Raw genomic sequence first — 20,579 nt, 5'->3', positions numbered from 1 at the left:
ATAAATAGAATCCATGATAATAATTAAGTATTTTAAAACAGAGTTAGCTTATAAAATGTGATATTACAATTCAATGATTGATAGGCAGGTGGTTGATTGAATAAGTCTATTACCTGTCTTTTTAATGCCTTAAATTATTATCCAAAATTTTAATAAGAATCTTGTGTATTCAACACCAACTGGGACTCTATAACCACAATCGAATTGCAGAACAGTATGGAATTACATATCAGTTTACACTTCCCTATATTGAAAAAGAAACTTCTCGGTGATTCCTAAAACTTCTTACGAAATAACCTATGGACGTGATAGTAATGGTGCTGTGACAAAGATCATCTATACTAGCATTAATTAAGGAGGCGATAAAAAAGATGAATTCTTTTAGTAAAATAGTAGCATTGTTTATAGCAGTGCTACTATTATTCATAGTTCCGATTCTCTATTTATCACAGAAACAGGATGCAATCACACAAAGCTATGTAGCAGAAGAAACAACAGCTTTTGTTGATGCAATTAAAAATAATGGATATGTTACAGATAAAATGTATACCGCATTTCTTAAAAAGTTAGATGATACGAATAATATATATACCATTAAAATCGAACATTCCCATCAAGTGATAAATCCAGTATATGATGAAAATACAGGAGACTTCCAAGAAAAAGTAACTGAAAGTTATAAGACTACATATGAAGATACCATCTTAAAAGAACTTTATGAAGGAAGTGGCATCTATAAATTTGACCAAGGTGATTATATATCTGTAAAAATAGTGAATAGAAATAAAACATTTTCAGCTAAATTACAACAAATAATCTATGCACATGAAATGAATCCGATTCAAATCTATGTAACCTATGGAGGGACAATTCGAGATGAAAATTACTAATCTAGCATTAATTTTTATTTTGATTGCCTGCAGTTTCATTATATTTACTGATATGAAAACAAATAATATCCAAGCAATTACAAGCAAAAAAGCAGAATACAAAAGAGCATTAGACACTGCGGTTGATGACGCAGTAATCAGTCTGGTAGAAGTGGATAGTACAAGAAATCTTAAGTTAAATATGGATAGTTGTGTTAACAATTTCTATCAGTCTTTATACTCGAATCTAGGAATTATGACAGATAAGAGATTACAAGAAAAAGTAAAAGCATATATTCCAGTTATTCTAATTACAGATGAGGATGGATACTACATCAGATACAATAATCTGCACACTGTAAATGGTGAGGATGTAGTAACACAAGAATGGACAGAAAAACGTCCATATACATATAAAGAAGATAATCTGGTCTTTCGATTTACACTAGGTGATTATGTCAAGATCTATGATACAAATACAAATATAATGAAGGAAGGAAAGTATACGGACCTTGCTTCCTTATATCCCAATAGTCAAACATTGAATAACACAGATCGATATGATGAGATTCGAAGGAATACTATAATAACTAAGATTCTTGATGATATGAATTACTATATAAATAACCACAATCGAATTGCAGAACATTATGGAATTACATATCAGTTTGCACTTCCTTTTATTGAAAAAGAAGAATGGTATAGAACAATAGATGACATAGGATTATTTGTCGTATTCCAAGGGTATCCATATGGCTTAAATACAGGAGATGTATTTAACCAATATTCATATGCAGGAGCAAGAATTCGAAAGACAAGATGTTATTATATTACAAAAGAGGCGGATGGAAAGCGTTATTATCATAAAGCCACTTGCAGTAAAGTAACCAATAAAGATTACCCATATTACAATAAAAAGGATTGTGCACTAGAAGGAGCATACCCATGCCCAGAATGCAATCCGTAAAAGACAGAACTAGGAGGATTATGTTATGAAAAAGATAAAAAAGATGCTGTTAATACTATTAAGTATAGTTCTAGTCATTGAATTGGCAATGCCAACAATGAAGAGTGAGGCAAAGAATAAAAATATTACAATAGAAGAATATATTCAAAAGTTGGTCGTAGCTACTAAGATAAAGGTAGATAATACGGTAGAAAACCCTTACCTATCAGCAGCTATCGCAGAAGGATTGGTAAAGGATGGAGAATATAAAGATTATAGTGTAAATATCAAAAGAGAAGATGCAGCGCTATTAACCAACCGAGCAGATGAAATATTACATGGTAAAACTTATAATGAAGACCTTTATCATCAGGTAAAGAATAAAAAGAGAATTAAAGATCTAAATAAAGTAAGTGCAAGTAAAAGAGATGCGGTAATTAAAGTATTTGAAAAGGGAATTATCGTCGGGGATTATGATGGTATATTTACTCACGATCGAACTTTTCGGGGAAAAGATAATCTGAATTCAAGCGAAGCTAGTACAATCTTAGTTAGGCTTACGAATAAAAAGAAAAGAAGAAAAATAAGTGCAGATGGACAAGTAATAAGAACCACCAATCTACCTAAAAATTATAGAAGTTATGAGTATATATTAGCAGCTTTTCCAAATTCTTTTTATGAAATGAAGATGGATTGGCAAATAGGAACATATTTTCATAATGATGGTAGTAAAAGAAAACCAGTAGAATATAAAGATTATGTACGTCCAGTTAATATTAAGAAGGAAAAATTTATTACTGGAGCCCATCTTGATAAATACAATATGGAAGACATACTGAATGCTAGTTTGGATCGATGGGTAAACAAAGTGAAAACTAACTTAGAAACTAGATTGAATGTTGATTATAGAACGGTAGGAACTAAGTGGATTAATAAATTACGAGGTACCTATTTTATATTTGATTCTGGATATCCTGATGATGCTTTTCAAAACAAAAGAAAGACAGATGACATTAAAGAGTATATAAAAGCGATGAAGAAGAATAAAGTGATTATTAAATCATCAATAGTATCCGTAGAACCATCTACCTTATATGAGGGAAGTAATTATTATATAAGGGCATGTATCCAGTTTAAGATTATATCTGCTAAGAATATAAAAAACCAAGATGATTTAATATTTGGGAATCATATATATATTAAAAATTTAAAAAAGAAAAAGTGGACTAGAATGTATGTAGATATTGGAGTGGGAACATCAAACGGAAGTAGTTTGGGTGAAGATTATGCTGTATTTGATGATGAGATCATTTCACGGTAAGAGGTAAACATGAAAAAAAGGATATGTTTTATTTTTATTAATCTATTACTATGTATAATATTATTGAGTATTCCTAACTATTCAAAAGCTAAAAGTAAACAGGCTGATGTAAAAAAGGGGAAAATAATATTTCAAACAATTGATACTAAAGCTAAAACTAAAATAACATGGAGTACAGTAGGATTTAATATATGTAGAAGTAAATGTCTACCGAATGGATATCCAACTAAGTTAGATCATGCAACTATATACCTTAAAGATGGTTGGAAAAATCAGATTGATAATCATGACGGAACTTACACAGTTACATTTACTATACCTCAAACGGTAGTAGACAATGCATTACTACAGTGTAAATATGAGAAAATACAAGATAATGATATTATCTATTTGAATGGAATCTTTCAAGTATGGCATAATGGAAAGAAGTATGGAAAAGTAATAAACAATCTACCTTCTATTCAAAAAGCAGAGTATTGGAGAAACCCAAAAGATTTTAACGATCATTTTGATATATATGCAGTCTACCAGTCATCTGGAGCTCAACCAGTAACAGTTAGATATATTACTCAAGCAAATAAAGTAATTAGTGAAGAAAAACTTGCCCCTGTAAAGCTTGGGGAAGATGTTCATGTGACGTTAGACAAAGAAAAGAACTATGGAGGTCAAACATTAGCACTAGCTCAAAGTACGATATATTATATGGCAAATCAGAAAAAGGTAAAGGATCATCCGGTTAAAAAAGTAACAAGCGTGAATGCCAAGAATTATAATGATCAAGTAAAAGATGTGTATAAGAGGAGTTATAGGCAAGCACCAGGAGGGTTACTAATTGTAGCGCTTATGAAACCAAAGAAACCTAAAGGAAGTTCTGGATCTGATGTTTTAGAAGTGCCACTGGAAGACCCCACGCCTCATGGAGTTATTGCTGCCGATGAACGTGACGACGAACAATTTAATGTAGAAGAAGGAATTCCAACAACAGAGAAACTATATACGAATGTATTTTCTAATAATTATCTACTTGGATATACGTTTACAAAAAAGTACGGTATCAAGGTATATACAATTAGTGCTACAAAGACGTACAATCTGAAATGGACAGAAACAGACCCAAAAACAAAAAAAGAAGAGACGAAAGAGAAATCAGTAACAATTTCTCATCCGGTTTATATAAAAAGAGAGTATTCCTTTTGGAAAATTTCAAAGATTGAATATTATAAGATAGATCATGCAGCAGTTAATAATTATGCTTTGCCAGGAGGGGTATCCAAACTTACACCAGTAGGATATACAGTTCCTGAACTCGACTATACCAATAGAGAAGACGATGAAGACCATATGGTTAAACCAGAACCAGAAATTACTCTAGCAACAGAAACTTTAAATCAGAAGGAAGCACCAAGCGTTGATTTGACCGATGAAGCAGATGGGTTAGTTAAGCAAATCAAAGTCCGAAATGATAAATTAGTGTTTGATGGAACTCTGGTTATGGATGATAATTATGTAGAGAAAGAGACAAAGAAACCGACAGATATGGATGTAAGTTATGATGAAACAGGAGATGATGTGTTATATCGTCCTGGACAAGTAATCGATGCAACTAAGGCAAATGGAATCTATGAAAGTACAGGAACTGTCAATTATAAATTGGTAAAGCAGTTAAATGGAAAACATGGAAATACATTAAGTTATCCAGTCAGTGACCTAACCAACGTCGTGATCCACACACCAACGGTATGTGATGCATTCATCTCTAATAAGGCATCCGCAGATCAGATGATCACACCCGATGTATCGTTGTCACCATTGGTATTAGATACGCCATTTACGATTCAGCTTCCAACAGAAGGGGAGCATCTTGATATCGATGGTTATGGGTATCAAGATTATGCCAAGTACATAAAAAGTAGAGAAGTAAAGTTCCCCTTTGATGTATATGAAGGAAGTACTTATATCAGGGCAGGGACATGGGTAACACTAACCCGAGATGAGACCTCCTTCTATCTTCCTATCTGGGTGGATGAAGGAAAATATAACATTGATTTTCGAAGTATCAGTATCAATGCAGAAGCAAATGGTGGAATAGATAAGACCCAAGAGTTAGCCAACTTAGAGCGAAATAACTACGTGGCGACAGACCAACTCAGTGTGGAAGTATCGGGAAGAGTCTATGGATTAAAATTATTCGATATCTCGGATTATCCGATCTGGGAGAATGTATTCCGTCAAGAGAATTCCTTAAGATTATCCGGATTTAACTATACGGTTGGAACGAATGATCAGAATGGAGTAGATACAAGACGTAATCCAAAGTATACCTTCACCTTATTAAATGGAAGCCATCCAGGGTATTCTAATATTGGAGCGATTAAGACAGGGTATGTTACTAGATTCCAGTTAACCACCATAGGAAATATGTATTCCGATCAAGATTCCGTTCATATAAAGCCAACCTTTTACTATGTAGATTCCAAAGGAGGAAATAGACAGCCAGTGGATCTCTATTATAGCGAAACCTTCCGAGGACAGAAACAAATTCTTGTAAAGGTAGGAAGCTTTATGGATCAGTTCAATACCAAAGCGTATCGACTGGGAGACCCATATTTTGGCGTGCCAGATACGGAACTGAATACGAAAGCCATGGTAACTGGAAGAAATAGAAATGAGATCCGAGGAAATAAGAAGAATCTATTCTCCTATAGTAATGTCTTGATTCGAGAGAATCTAAGAACCTATACTGGAACGAATTATACTCCGACGGGAACCGTGCCATACGGAGTAGATCCAGATAAGGTAACGAAGTCGATGCAAAAATGGTATGGAGAATATTATCTACCAAGTGAGATCCATGTCGTACCCCAAGGGTATGATGTGATAGGATATGCGAAGAACCATTATGGAATAGACTATAAAGAAGACTTTTGGTTAAAGAATGGATATATTGTAGTAAATTTTGATATAGAAACGCTTCAAAATGGAAATCCACATCTGAGTTATCTTAATCTAGAGAATGCGAAAAATGGATATTGTAATATGTGGAGAACCGAAGGATATCAATATGAGAAGAAGGACTATAAAGGAAATACCTTTGAATTCCAGGATGGGGACTATATTATGTATTACACCAATAAATCAGCCGCAGAGGATTATAAAAGTGGTGGAACGCATTAATTATAGTATACAAAAGTTATTAAGTGAAAAAACTAAGAGGGGAGTGAATAAATGAGTACTTTGGTAATATCCTATGAAGATCTAAATGATGCATCACATCATGCAAAGAATCTAGCAGAAAAACTAGGAGACTATGCGAATGAGCTAGAGCATAAGGTGTGTCGAAAGATCAATGAGTACAGTGGAGAGAGAACTCAGAATCTCTATGATGCAGATGGCTTTATGCGAAAAAAGTTAGAGAAACTACAACAGAAGAAAATCGATTTTACCACGTTATCAAGTAATATAAAAACTTTTGAGTCAAACTGTAAAACAGCAGATAACAATGTCGCCAGATCCATTAAGACCATAACCGGAGATTTTAAAAAGGCATATAAGATAAAGGAGAATGTAATAACGAACTTCTTTAACTACATCGGAGTAGCCATTGGAAATGCCACAGCAATCGGAAGAGCAATCAAAGATTGTATAGGTGGAATTCAAGATGTAATAAAATCAGCAGGAGAAGCAATATCAGACTGGTATAAGTACGATGGAGGAAAATATCTAATTGAAGGCGCAATCGAAGGGATAGGAGCAGCATTACTTGGAGCCGTTACAGCAATCGCAGCAGTAGCAGCATTGGCAGCTGCAAGTACAGTAGGAGCAGTGATTGTAGGAGTAGCTGCCGTGGTAGTGGCAGTAGCAACTGTTGCGAATGGAATCAGCGCAGTATATAATGATAGTAAAGCATATCAAGTGGCGAAAAATGGAGATGCAGCAACTGCGGTACGATATGCAGGACGAGATACCTTAGCGGATACCTTAAGACATGAAAGTGATAGTAAGCTAGTACATATCTTAGCAGGAGGGTTAGAGATGGTAGAGTTAGCAGCATCGGTTGTACTGATTGTAGATGCAGGAATTAACATAGCTAAGGGAGCTAAGAACCTTGTTGGGAAAGTATTGAATAAGGGGGGAAGTAGTGTTGTTGAGGGAGGTAAATATTCTGCATTTGGTGAAATGTTAGATAAAGAAGGCATTAGTTATAGTAATTGGATGAAAGTACGAGAAGGAGAATTAAATACTGACTATATAAAAGCAGGAAAGGAATTAGGCGTTAAGCTAGAAGTAGATGGATATAATATTATTAAGACAGAAGATGCTACTCTCGCGAATGCAGATTGGTATGATATGGATTTTACTAAACCACCGATTGCTGAGAACACAATAGCATATACAGTTGAAGCAGGAAATCAGTCATATTCAAGAGTATATTTAGAAGGATATAATAATATAATGAGCAATTTTATTGTTAGAACAGATGAAATTGCTGGACTTAGTGCAGAAGAAATAGCACAGAAATTAGCACTAAGTAAAGTCCCTAATAAAGTTGTAACACTAGAGTTACCACAAACAACGCCTTTAGAAGTTAGTATAGTAGGACCGCAAACAAGTTGGGGAACTATTGGAGGAGATATTCAATTTGCGATTAAGGATGTGGATTTAAATCCGAATTGGTTTAAAAATATAAGTGATTTGAAATAGGAGGATTAAAATGGTAAATATAAATGGGAAAATATTAAAAATTGGAGAAAAAAGTATAGAACAAGAACATACTATTCAAAAATATATTGAATATTTAAATCAGGTAATTGTGTTAATATATGATGATGCTGTTATTGCAAATAATGTCATCTCTTATGATAAAGAGGGACATGAGTTGTGGAAGATTAATGATATTTTAAATGTAAAAAGACCTACTGGAAATGTAGATATTGAAAAAGAATCAGAAAAAGTACTAATTGTATGCTCATCATTAGGAATCAAATATAAGATAGAAATAGAAAAAAAAGAATTAATTGAAAAAATCTTTTTAAGATAATATTATTATAGTTCTACTTTTTGGTTTTCAATCAATTATATTCTTGTACTAAATTATATTATGGATTTCTTATGAAAGAATAGAATCAATGATAATAATTAAGCATTATAAATCAGAGTAAGCTTATAAAATGTGATATCGTAGTTCAATAATTGATAGGCAGGTGGTTGATTGAATAAGTCTATTACCTGTCTTTTTGATGTCTTGAATTATTATCTAAGATTAAATTAAAAACTTTTAGTGTATTCAACACCGGCTGGGACTCTATAACCACAATCGAATCGCAGAACATTATGGAATTACATATCAGTTTGCACTTCCCTATATTGAAAAAGAAGAATGGTATAGAACAATAGATGACATAGGACTATTTGTCGTATTCCAAGGGTATCCATATGGTTTAAATACCCCAGATGTATTTAACCAATATTCATATGCAGGAGCAAGAATTCGAAAGACAAGATGTTATTATATTACAAAAGAGGCTGATGGAAAGCGTTATTATCATAAAGCCACTTGCAGTAAAGTAACAAATAAAGATTACCCATATTACAATAAAAAGGATTGTGCATTAGAAGGAGCATACCCATGCCCAGAATGCAATCCGTAAAAGACAGAACTAGGAGGATTATGTTATGAAAAAGATAAAAAAGATGCTGTTAATACTATTAAGTATAGTTCTAGTCATTGAATTGGCAATGCCAACAATGAAGAGTGAGGCAAAGAATAAAAATATTACAATAGAAGAATATATTCAAAAGTTGGTCGTAGCTACTAAGATAAAGGTAGATAATACGGTAGAAAACCCTTATCTATCCGCAGCTATTGCAGAAGGATTGGTAAAAGATGGAGAATATAAAAATTATAGTGTAAATATCAAAAGAGAAGATGCAGCGCTATTAACCAACCGAGCAGATGAAATATTACATGGTAAAACTTATAATGAAGACCTTTATCATCAGGTAAAGAATAAAAAGAGAATTAAAGATCTAAATAAAGTAAGTGCAAGTAAAAGAGATGCGGTAATTAAAGTATTTGAAAAGGGAATTATCGTAGGGGATTATGATGGTATATTTACTCACGATCGTACTTTTCGAGGAAAAGATAATCTGAATTCAAGCGAAGCAAGTACAATCTTAGTAAGACTTACAAATAAAAAGAAGAGAAGAAAAATAAGTCCCGATGGGCAAGTCATAAGAACAACCAATCTACCTAAGAATTATAAGAATTATGAGTATATATTAGCATCTTTTCCTAATTCATTTTATGAGATGAAGATGGATTGGCAGCTAGGATCATACTTTAACGATAATGGAAGAAAAAGAAAACCAGTAGAATACAAAGATTATGTACGTCCAGTTAATATTAAAAAGAAAAAATTCATTACTGGGGCAAATGATGATAAGTATAATATGGAAGACATACTAAATGCTTATCTTGATCAATGGGTAAACAAAGTAAAAACTAACTTAGAAACTAGATTGAATGTTGATTATAGAACGGTAGGAACTAAGTGGATTAATAAATTACGAGGTACATACTATATATTTGATTTTGGAGATTCTGATGATGCTTTTCAAAACAAAAGAAGGACAGATGATATTAAAGAGTATGTAAAAGTGATGAAGAAAAATAAGGTGATAATTAAATCATCAATAGTATCAGTAGAACCATCTACTTTATATGATGCAGGTGGTTATTTTATAAGGGCATGTATCCGATTTAAGGTTGTATCTGCAAAAAATATGAGCAATAAAGCAAATTTGATATTTGGAGATAATTATATAAAAAATCTTAAAAAAGGAAAATGGAAAACGATGTATGTTGATATTGGAATAGGAACACAAAATGGTAGTAGTTTAGGTGAAGATTATGCAGTATATGAAGACGATATTATGACTCGTTAAGAGGTAAAAATGAAAATTAAAGAACATAAAGTGCTATTTATTTTTATAAATCTATTGATCCTGGTACTATTATGTAGTACTTCCAAAAGTTTAAAAGCTGCCACTCAAGATGCTAAAACTCAAGATGGAGAAATAATATTTGTTACGAAAGATACCAAGGCAACTAGTAGTATTACGTGGAGTACGGTAGGATTTACGATATGTAGAAGTGAATGTCTACCGAATGGTGGTTATCCAACTAAGTTAAAACATGCAACTATATATCTTAAAGATAATTGGAAACATGAGAAAGATAATCATAACGGAACTTATACGGTCAGATTTAATATACCTAAAGAAGAAGTAAACAAGGCATTAGTACATTTAAAATATGCGAAAATACAAGATAATGATATTATCTACTTGAATGGAATCTTTCAAGTCTGGCACAATGGAAAGAAGCATGATGGAAAAATATACAATCTACCTACTATTCAAAAAGCTGAGTCTTGGAGAAATCCAAAAGATTTTAAAGATCATTTTGATATAAAAGTTCAATACCATTCTTCTGGTGCTCAACCCGTAACAGTTCGGTATATTACTCAAGCCAATAAAGTAATTAGTGAAGAAAAACTAGCCCCTGTAAAGCTTGGGAAGATGGTTAATGTAACATTAGATAAAGAAAAGAACTATGAATCTCAGACATTAGCACTAGCTCAAAGTACCATATATTATATAGCAAATCAGAAAAAAGTAAATGATCATCCTACTACAAAAGTAACGAGTGTGAATGCCAAGAATTATAATGATCAAGTAAAAGAAGTGTATAAGAGAAGTTATCAGCAAGCACCAGGAGGGTTACTAATTGTAGCTCTTATGAGACCTAAAAAACCTAAAGGGAATAGAGATTCCGAAGTTTTAAAAGTACCACTCGAAGAACCCACACCTCATGGAGTTATTGCCGCCGATGAACGTGACGACGAACAATTTAATGTAGAAGAAGGAATTCCAACAACAGAGAAGCTGTATACGAATGTATTTTCTAATAATTATCTACTAGGATATACGTTTACAAGAAAGCACGGTACGAAGGTATATACAGTTAATGCAACAAGGACTTACCATCTGAAATGGACAGAAACAGACCCAAAAACAAAGAAAAAAGTCACAAAAAATAAATCAGTATCAGTTCCTCAAGAGGTATATATAAAAAGAGATTTTTCCTATTGGGAAATTTCAAAGATTGAATATTATAAGATCGATCATGCAGCTGTAAAGAATTATGCTTTGCCAGGAGGTGTATCCAAACTTACACCAGTAGGATATACGGTTCCTAAACTTGATTATACCAAAATAGAAGACGATGCAAAACATATGGTTGAGCCGGAATTAACAATTACACTAAAACCAGAGAAAAAAAATCAGAAAGAACCACCAACGGCTGATTTTACCAAAGAAGCAGACTCGTTAGTTAAGCAAATAAAAGTTCGAAATGATAAATTAGTGTTTGATGGAACTCTGGTTATGGATGATAATTATGTAGAGAAAGGGACAAAGAAACCAAAAGATATTGATGTAAGTTATGATGAAACAGGAGATGATGTGTTATATCGTCCTGGACAAATAATCGATGCAACTAAGGCAAATGGAGTCTATGAAAGTACGGGAACTGTCGACTATAAAGTGATAAAGCAATTAAAAGGAAAACATGGAAATACATTAAGTTATCCAGTCAGTGACCTAACCAAAGTCGTGATCCACACACCAACGGTATGTGATGCATTCATCTCTAATAAGGCATCCGCAGATCAGATGATCACACCAGATGTATCGTTGTCACCATTGGTATTAGATACACCATTTACGATTCAGCTTCCAACAGAAGGGGAGCATCTTGATATCGATGGTTATGGGTATCAAGATTATGCCAAGTACATAAAAAGTAGAGAAGTAAAGTTCCCCTTTGATGTATATGAAGGAAGTACTTATATCAGGGCAGGAACATGGGTAACACTAACCCAAGATGAGACCTCCTTCTATCTTCCTATCTGGGTGGATGAAGGAAAATATAACATTGATTTTCGAAGTATCAGTATCAATGCAGAAACAAATGGTGGAATAGATAAGACCCAAGAATTAGCCAATTTAGAGCGAAATAACTACGTGGCGACAGATCAGCTCAGCGTGGAAGTATCAGGAAGAGTCTATGGATTAAAACTATTCGATATCTCGGATTATCCAATCTGGGAGAATGTATTCCGACAAGAGAATTCCTTAAGGTTATCAGGATTTAACTATACGGTTGGAACGAATGATCAGAATGGCGTAGATACGGGACGTAATCCAAAGTATACCTTCACTTTATTAAATGGAAGCCATCCAGGGTATTCTAATATTGGAGCGATTAAGACAGGTTATGTTACAAGATTCCAGTTAACCACCATAGGAAATATGTATTCCAATCAAGATTCCGTTCATATAAAGCCAACCTTTTACTATGTAGATTCCAAAGGAGGAAATAGACAGCCAGTGGATCTCTATTATAGCGAAACCTTCCGAGGACAGAAACAAATCCTTGTAAAGGTAGGAAGCTTTATGGATCAGTTCAATACCAAAGCGTATCGACTGGGAGACCCATATTTTGGCGTGCCAGATACGGAACTGAATACGAAAGCCATGGTAACTGGAAGAAATAGAAATGAGATCCGAGGAAATAAGAAGAATCTATTCTCCTATAGTAATGTCTTGATTCGAGAGAATCTAAGAACCTATATCGGAACGAATTATACGCCAACGGGAACCGTGCCATACGGAGTAGATCCAGATAAGGTAACGAAGTCGATGCAAAAATGGTATGGAGAATATTATCTACCAAGTGAGATCCATGTCGTACCCCAAGGGTATGATGTGATAGGATATGCGAAGAACCATTATGGAATAGACTATAAAGAAGACTTTTGGTTAAAGAATGGATATATTGTAGTAAATTTTGATATAGAAACAATTCAGAATGGCAATCCACATCTGAGTTATCTCAATCTAGAGAATGCAAAAAATGGGTATTGTAATATGTGGAGAACCGAAGGATATCAATATGAGAAGAAGGACTATAAAGGAAATACCTTTGAATTCCAGGATGGGGACTATATTATGTATTACACCAATAAATCAGCCGCAGAGGATTATAAAAGTGGTGGAACGCATTAATTATAGTATACAAAAGTTATTAAGTGAAAAAACTAAGAGGGGAGTGAATAAATGAGTACTTTGGTAATATCCTATGAAGATCTAAATGATGCATCACATCATGCAAAGAATCTAGCAGAAAAACTAGGAGACTATGCGAATGAGCTAGAGCATAAGGTGTGTCGAAAGATCAATGAGTACAGTGGAGAGAGAACTCAGAATCTCTATGATGCAGATGGCTTTATGCGAAAAAAGTTAGAGAAACTACAACAGAAGAAAATCGATTTTACCACGTTATCAAGTAATATAAAAACTTTTGAGTCAAACTGTAAAACAGCAGATAACAATGTCGCCAGATCCATTAAGACCATAACCGGAGATTTTAAAAAGGCATATAAGATAAAGGAGAATGTAATAACGAACTTCTTTAACTACATCGGAGTAGCCATTGGAAATGCCACAGCAATCGGAAGAGCAATCAAAGATTGTATAGGTGGAATTCAAGATGTAATAAAATCAGCAGGAGAAGCAATATCAGACTGGTATAAGTACGATGGAGGAAAATATCTAATTGAAGGCGCAATCGAAGGGATAGGAGCAGCATTACTTGGAGCCGTTACAGCAATCGCAGCAGTAGCAGCATTGGCAGCTGCAAGTACAGTAGGAGCAGTGATTGTAGGAGTAGCTGCCGTGGTAGTGGCAGTAGCAACTGTTGCGAATGGAATCAGCGCAGTATATAATGATAGTAAAGCATATCAAGTGGCGAAAAATGGAGATGCAGCAACTGCGGTACGATATGCAGGACGAGATACCTTAGCGGATACCTTAAGACATGAAAGTGATAGTAAGCTAGTACATATCTTAGCAGGAGGGTTAGAGATGGTAGAGTTAGCAGCATCGGTTGTACTGATTGTAGATGCTGGAATTAACATAGCTAAGGGAGCTAAGAACCTTGTTGGGAAGGTATTTAATAAGGGAAAAGGTAGTGTGAGTCCATCTGAAATAGCTCAAAGTTGGCAAGGAGATTTTCCATATGTGGGAGTTGATAAGTACAAAGATATTACACTAAAAAAGGGAAAAGTAATATATGTCGGTGATCCATATCCAACAGGGTATGCTACAACTAAAAGAGCTGTTTGTAAAATAAATGGTGATGCAAGAAAATTATTTGAAGGCTTACAGGTAAAACCATATTGGGAAGATGGAATGGATTTTGCTGAATATAGGAGTAAAATGATGGCTTATGAAGTTACAGAAGATATAGATGCAGCTTTTGGAATAACAAAAGCTAATCCACAATTTGGAGAAGGTGGGTTGCCTCAAATATTTATTCCTGATTTTAATGAGTTGGTAAAGAGCGGATCAATAAAGAAGATTGAATCTAGTGCAATGGAATTGGACAATTACAAGATGTCGTTAGAAGATTATAATAAAATGCTAGATGAATTAGAAGGACTAAAGTAACAAGTGGAGGAGAATCATGGGATTAAATGAAGGAAAAATAATTATTAATAATAAAGAGATTTTTTATAAAATGGATAGTGAAAGTTTTATAAATCTTTTTTCGGATGAAATAAATAGTTATGTTAATGGAGATATTGAAAGATATAACTTTAGAAATCCTCAGATAATAGATGGAGTGTTATTATGGATTAAAATAATATTTAGAAAGAAAATTATATCATCTATAGAGTTAAAAAACGCTGATTCAAAATTAAAAAATTCTTATGATAATTGGTCAAATACAAAAATGGAATTAAAAAGAAAAAGTCATGATGAATGGCTAATAAATCAATTAGGTCAGCCACATGAAAGTAAGCTATCATGTATAAAATATAATTATACTTGGGGAGAAGCATTATCTTACAGTGACTTAAAAGGTGGAGATATTGCAATAGCTATAAACTTTAATAAATAGAATGTATAATAATATACTGCGGTGAGTTGAAAGCAATCAGGAAAGTTATGTAGTATAGGTATGTTATAGGACCACCTGATTGGAGCTACCAGGGTATGGTTATAAATCCATATGGCGAGAATATGGTTATAAATTCATCATTGCTAAATAGTATAAAGAAAAATGAATATGTTGTGCAAAAAGCTAAAAAAGTAATGATTGGAATACCAAGTGAGTATCCAGAAGATATGGTTAATATACTTAGTGATTATTTCAGTAAGAAGAATAATGTAAGTAAAGCATGTTTATTGTGAATGGTGAGGGGGAAGAAGCAAGCTATTTGTTAGCTTTGGATTCGCAAATATCATAAAATGAGTTGTTTACTCATATAGGGGAAATATGTAAGCATATTTTGAAAGGATAATTATTGGACATAGTTCCAGTAAACTTTGCTCTGGGTAAAAGTGCAATTGAAAATCAAACACCATTCTTTGTTAATTAAATTATATTAAGATTTTCAAGGTATAGTTCCAATAAGCTTATATAAACGTACTTTTTGTGATATAAAATTGTTACAAAAAGTACGTTTTTTGTGAATTAAGAATGTAAATTTAAAATAGATTATATAAGTAAAATATATTAAAATAGCAGATTTACCTGTTGAGTATATCGTAAGAGATGGAATATAGGATTATTTGTTGTATTCCAAGGATATCCATATGGTTTAAATACTGGAGATGTATTTAACCAATATTCATATGCAGGAGCAAGAATTCGAAAGACAAGATGTTATTATATTACAAAAGAGGCTGATGGAAAGCGTTATTATCATAAAGCCACTTGCAGTAAAGTAATAAATAAAGATTACCCATATTACAATAAAAAGGATTGTGCACTAGAAGGTGCATACCCATGCCCAGAGTGCAATCCGTAAAAGGCAGAAATAGGAGGATTATGTTATGAAAAAGATAAAAAAGATGCTGTTAATACTATTAAGTATAGTTCTAGTCATAGAATTAACATTACCAGCCAATACAAGTGAGGCAAAGAATAAAAATATTACAATAGAAGAATATATTCAAAAGTTGGTCGTAGCTACTAAGATAAAGGTAGATAATACGGTAGAAAACCCTTATCTAGCCGCAGCAATCGCAGAAGGATTGGTGAAAGAAGGAGAATATAAGGATTATAGTGTAAATATCAAAAGAGAAGATGCAGCGCTATTAACCAACCGAGCAGATGAAATATTACATGGTAAAACTTATAATGAAGACATTTACCATCAGGTTAAGAATAAAAAGAGAATTAAAGATCTAAATAAAGTAAGTGCAAGTAAAAGAGATGCTGTAATTAAAGTATTTGAAAAGGGAATTGTCGTCGGGGATTATGATGGTATATTTACTCATGATCGTACTTTTCGAGGAAAAGATAATCTAAATTCAAGCGAAGCGAATACAATCTTAGTTAGGCTTACGAATAAAAAGAAAAGAAGAAAAATAAGTCCCGATGGACAAGTAATACGAACAACCAATCTACCTAAGAATTATAAAAGTTATGAGTATATATTAGCAGCTTTTCCTAATTCCTTTTATGAAATGAAAACAAGTTGGCAAGTAGCAACATATTATAATAAAGGTGGAAAGAAGACAAAGCCAGTGGAATATCAGGATTATGTTCGTCCTGTTAATATGAAAAAGAAGCCATTCATTACTGGAGGTGGAGATAAATATAATATGCAAGAAGTCTTAAATGCATATCTAGATAAATGGGCTAAAATAGTAAAAAACAATCTTGAGGCTAGGTTAAATGTTGATTACCGAACAGTAGGAGCAAAGTGGATCAATAAATTACGAAGCACTTACTATGTATATAATTGGGAAGGAGTTAATAATGCTTTTCAAAATAAAAGGAAGACAGATGATATCAAAGAGTATGTAAAAGCAATGAAGAAAAATAAAGTGATTATAAAATCATCTTTAGTGTCAGTGGAGCCATCTACTTTGTATTATGCTGATGGATATTATTTGCGTGCATGTATTCAATTCAAAATAGTATCTGCAAAAAGCTTATATAAACAATCGGATTTAATTTTTGGTGATTCGATTTATATTAAAAATTTAAAAAAAGGGAAATGGATGAGGATGTACGTTGATATTGAGGTGAGTACAGCTGACGGTGGTAGTATTGGGGAAGATTATGCAGTATATACAGATAGTATAGTTTCAAGATAAGAGGCTGTTATGGATAAAAGAAGGAAAAGAAAAAATATAGTATGGATATGCTTGTTAATATTCGTAATTTTATCGATTCCGAAAGGAATATTAGTATATGCTGAACAAGAATCAGTTAATGGTGAAATCATTTTTACAACGAAAGATACCAAAGCTACTTCTAGCATTACTTGGAGTACAGTAGGTTTTAACATCTGTAGAAGGGAATGTTTATCGAATGGTGGTTATCCAACCAAGATTAAACATGCTACTATTTGGCTTAAAAATTTCAAGAAAAATGAAACGGATAACCATGATGGAACGGTGACTGTAAAATTTACGTTACTAAGAGATGATGTAAATAAAGCATTAGTAGACGCTCGCTGGGAGAAAATAAAAGATAATGATATTATTTATTTCAATGGAATCTTTCAAGTCTGGCACAAAGGAAAGAAGTATGGAAAAGTAATAAATAACCTACCCTCTATTCAAAAAGCAGAGTCTTGGAGAAATCCAAAAGATTTTAAAGATCATTTCGATAGAATTGTTCAATACCATTCTTCTGGAGCTCAACCAGTAACAGTTCGATATATTACTCAAGCCAATAAAGTAATTAGTGAAGAAAAACTAGCCCCTGTAAAGCTTGGGAAGATGGTTAATGTAACATTAGATAAAGAAAAGAACTATGAATCTCAGACATTAGCACTAGCTCAAAGTACCATATATTATATAGCAAATCAGAAAAAAGTAAATGATCATCCTACTACAAAAGTAACGAGTGTGAATGCCAAGAATTATAATGATCAAGTAAAAGAAGTGTATAAGAGAAGTTATCAGCAAGCACCAGGAGGGTTACTAATTGTAGCTCTTATGAGACCTAAAAAACCTAAAGGGAATAGAGATTCCGAAGTTTTAAAAGTACCACTCGAAGAACCCACACCTCATGGAGTTATTGCCGCCGATGAACGTGACGACGAACAATTTAATGTAGAAGAAGGAATTCCAACAACAGAGAAGCTGTATACGAATGTATTTTCTAATAATTATCTACTAGGATATACGTTTACAAGAAAGCACGGTACGAAGGTATATACAGTTAATGCAACAAGGACTTACCATCTGAAATGGACAGAAACAGACCCAAAAACAAAGAAAAAAGTCACAAAAAATAAATCAGTATCAGTTCCTCAAGAGGTATATATAAAAAGAGATTTTTCCTATTGGGAAATTTCAAAGATTGAATATTATAAGATCGATCATGCAGCTGTAAAGAATTATGCTTTGCCAGGAGGTGTATCCAAACTTACACCAGTAGGATATACGGTTCCTAAACTTAATTATACCAATAGAGTAGGCGATAAAGACCATATGGTTGAGCCAAATTTAATCATTCAACCTCTGCCAGCAAAGAGTTTAAATCTGAAAGAAGCTCCTGTGGAAGATTATACAAAAGAAGTAAATGCTATCATTAAGCAAATCAAAGTCAGAAATGATAAATTAGAGTTTGATGGAACTCAGATTATGGAGGATAAGTATGTAGAGAAAAAGACAAAGGATCCAGAAGATATTGATGTAAGTTATGATGAAACAGGAGATGATGTGTTATATCGCCCTGGACAAGCAATTGATGCAACTAAGGCAAATGGAACCTATGAAAGTACGGGAACTGTTAACTATAAAGTGGTAAAGCAATTAAATGGTGATCATGGAAATACATTAAGTTATCCAGTCAGTGACCTAACCAAAGTCGTGATCCACACACCAACCGTATGTGATGCATTCATCTCTAATAAGGCATCCGCAGATCAGATGATCACACCCGATGTATCCTTGTCACCATTGGTATTAGATACGCCATTTACGATTCAGCTTCCAACAGAAGGGGAGCATCTTGATATCGATGGTTATGGGTATCAAGATTATGCCAAGTACATAAAAAGTAGAGAAGTAAAGTTCCCCTTTGATGTATATGAAGGAAGTACTTATATCAGGGCAGGAACATGGGTAACACTAACCCAAGATGAGACCTCCTTCTATCTTCCTATCTGGGTGGATGAAGGAAAATATAACATTGATTTTCGAAGTATCAGTATCAATGCAGAAACAAATGGTGGAATAGATAAGACCCAAGAATTAGCCAATTTAGAGCGAAATAACTACGTGGCGACAGATCAGCTCAGCGTGGAAGTATCAGGAAGAGTCTATGGATTAAAACTATTCGATATCTCGGATTATCCAATCTGGGAGAATGTATTCCGACAAGAGAATTCCTTAAGGCTATCCGGATTTAACTATACAGTTGGAACGAATGATCAGAATGGAGTAGATACGGGACGTAATCCAAAGTATACCTTCACCTTATTAAATGGAAGTCATCCAGGGTATTCTAATATTGGAGCGATTAAGACAGGTTATGTTACAAGATTCCAGTTAACCACCATAGGAAATATGTATTCCAATCAAGATTTCGTTCATATAAAACCAACCTTTTACTATGTAGATTCTAAAGGCGGAAATAGACAACCCGTGGATCTTTATTATAGCGAAACCTTCCGAGGACAAAAACAAATCCTTGTAAAGGTAGGAAGCTTTATGGATCAGTTCAATACCAAAGCGTATCGACTAGGAGACCCATATTTTGGTGTGCCAGATACGGAACTGAATACGAAAGCCATGGTAACTGGAAGAAATAGAAATGAGATTCGAGGAAATAAGAAGAATCTATTCTCCTATAGTAATGTCTTGATTCAAGAGAATCTAAGAACCTATATCGGAACGAATTATACGCCGACGGGAACCGTGCCATACGGAGTAGATCCAGATAAGGTAACGAAGTCGATGCAAAAATGGTATGGAGAATATTATCTACCAAGTGAAATCCATGTCGTACCCCAAGGGTATGATGTGATAGGATATGCAAAGAACCATTATGGAATAGACTATAAAGAAGACTTTTGGTTAAAGAATGGATATATCGTAGTAAATTTTGATATAGAAACAATTCAGAATGGCAATCCACATCTGAGTTATCTCAATCTAGAGAATGCGAAAAATGGATATTGTAATATGTGGAGAACCGAAGGATATCAATATGAGAAGAAGGACTATAAAGGAAATATCTTTGAATTCCAGGATGGGGACTATATTATGTATTACACCAATAAATCAGCTGCAGAGGACTATAAAAGTGGTGGAACGCATTAATTATAGTATACAAAAGTAAACA

General features: G+C 33.6%; 13 protein-coding genes. All 13 read left to right on the top strand.

The window, feature by feature from the left end:
• Positions 1–371 precede the first annotated feature (371 nt).
• Positions 372–890, top strand: a complete 519-nt coding sequence (locus bsdtb5_RS18555; protein WP_271713455.1) for a hypothetical protein — start codon at positions 372–374, stop codon at positions 888–890.
• Positions 877–1,836 carry a hypothetical protein gene (locus bsdtb5_RS18550; protein WP_271713454.1) on the top strand — a complete coding sequence of 320 codons (960 nt, stop codon included), beginning with the start codon at positions 877–879 and terminating at the stop codon, positions 1,834–1,836. Before bsdtb5_RS18555 ends, bsdtb5_RS18550 begins: the two co-directional genes overlap by 14 nt.
• A 25-nt stretch (positions 1,837–1,861) precedes the next feature.
• Positions 1,862–3,136 carry a hypothetical protein gene (locus bsdtb5_RS18545; RefSeq protein WP_271713453.1) on the top strand — a complete coding sequence of 425 codons (1,275 nt, stop codon included), beginning with the start codon at positions 1,862–1,864 and terminating at the stop codon, positions 3,134–3,136.
• Between the two features lie 9 nt (positions 3,137–3,145).
• Positions 3,146–6,310, top strand: a complete 3,165-nt coding sequence (locus tag bsdtb5_RS18540) for a DUF5704 domain-containing protein (RefSeq protein ID WP_271713452.1) — start codon at positions 3,146–3,148, stop codon at positions 6,308–6,310.
• 51 nt (positions 6,311–6,361) lie between these two features.
• Positions 6,362–7,837: a hypothetical protein gene (locus bsdtb5_RS18535; protein ID WP_271713451.1), complete on the top strand. Its 1,476-nt coding sequence runs from the start codon at positions 6,362–6,364 to the stop codon at positions 7,835–7,837.
• Positions 7,838–7,847: 10 nt separating this feature from the next.
• Entirely contained in the window at positions 7,848–8,174 is a 327-nt protein-coding gene (locus bsdtb5_RS18530) for a hypothetical protein (protein WP_271713450.1), read from the top strand.
• A gap of 635 nt (positions 8,175–8,809) precedes the next feature.
• On the top strand, positions 8,810–10,081 hold the full coding sequence (locus bsdtb5_RS18525) for a hypothetical protein (RefSeq protein WP_271713449.1): 1,272 nt from the start codon (positions 8,810–8,812) through the stop codon (positions 10,079–10,081).
• Between the two features lie 9 nt (positions 10,082–10,090).
• Complete coding sequence (locus bsdtb5_RS18520) at positions 10,091–13,267, top strand: DUF5704 domain-containing protein (protein WP_271713448.1); 3,177 nt, start codon at positions 10,091–10,093, stop codon at positions 13,265–13,267.
• 51 nt (positions 13,268–13,318) lie between these two features.
• Entirely contained in the window at positions 13,319–14,710 is a 1,392-nt protein-coding gene (locus tag bsdtb5_RS18515) for a hypothetical protein (protein WP_271713447.1), read from the top strand.
• A gap of 16 nt (positions 14,711–14,726) precedes the next feature.
• Positions 14,727–15,164 (top strand): hypothetical protein, encoded by a 438-nt coding sequence (locus bsdtb5_RS18510; RefSeq protein WP_271713446.1) that lies wholly within the window; start codon positions 14,727–14,729, stop codon positions 15,162–15,164.
• A 95-nt stretch (positions 15,165–15,259) separates the two neighbouring features.
• Positions 15,260–15,457 (top strand): enhanced serine sensitivity protein SseB C-terminal domain-containing protein, encoded by a 198-nt coding sequence (locus bsdtb5_RS18505; protein ID WP_271713445.1) that lies wholly within the window; start codon positions 15,260–15,262, stop codon positions 15,455–15,457.
• Positions 15,458–16,102: 645 nt separating this feature from the next.
• Entirely contained in the window at positions 16,103–17,374 is a 1,272-nt protein-coding gene (locus bsdtb5_RS18500) for a hypothetical protein (RefSeq protein ID WP_271713444.1), read from the top strand.
• 9 nt (positions 17,375–17,383) lie between these two features.
• Complete coding sequence (locus bsdtb5_RS18495) at positions 17,384–20,557, top strand: DUF5704 domain-containing protein (RefSeq protein WP_271713443.1); 3,174 nt, start codon at positions 17,384–17,386, stop codon at positions 20,555–20,557.
• Positions 20,558–20,579: the final 22 nt, after the last annotated feature.

The organism is Anaeromicropila herbilytica, from assembly GCF_016591975.1.
Taxonomy (GTDB): Bacteria; Bacillota; Clostridia; order Lachnospirales; family Lachnospiraceae; genus Anaeromicropila; species Anaeromicropila herbilytica.
The sequence above is the reverse complement of the archived record's forward strand: the minus strand, read 5'-3'. Positions and strand labels throughout refer to the sequence as shown.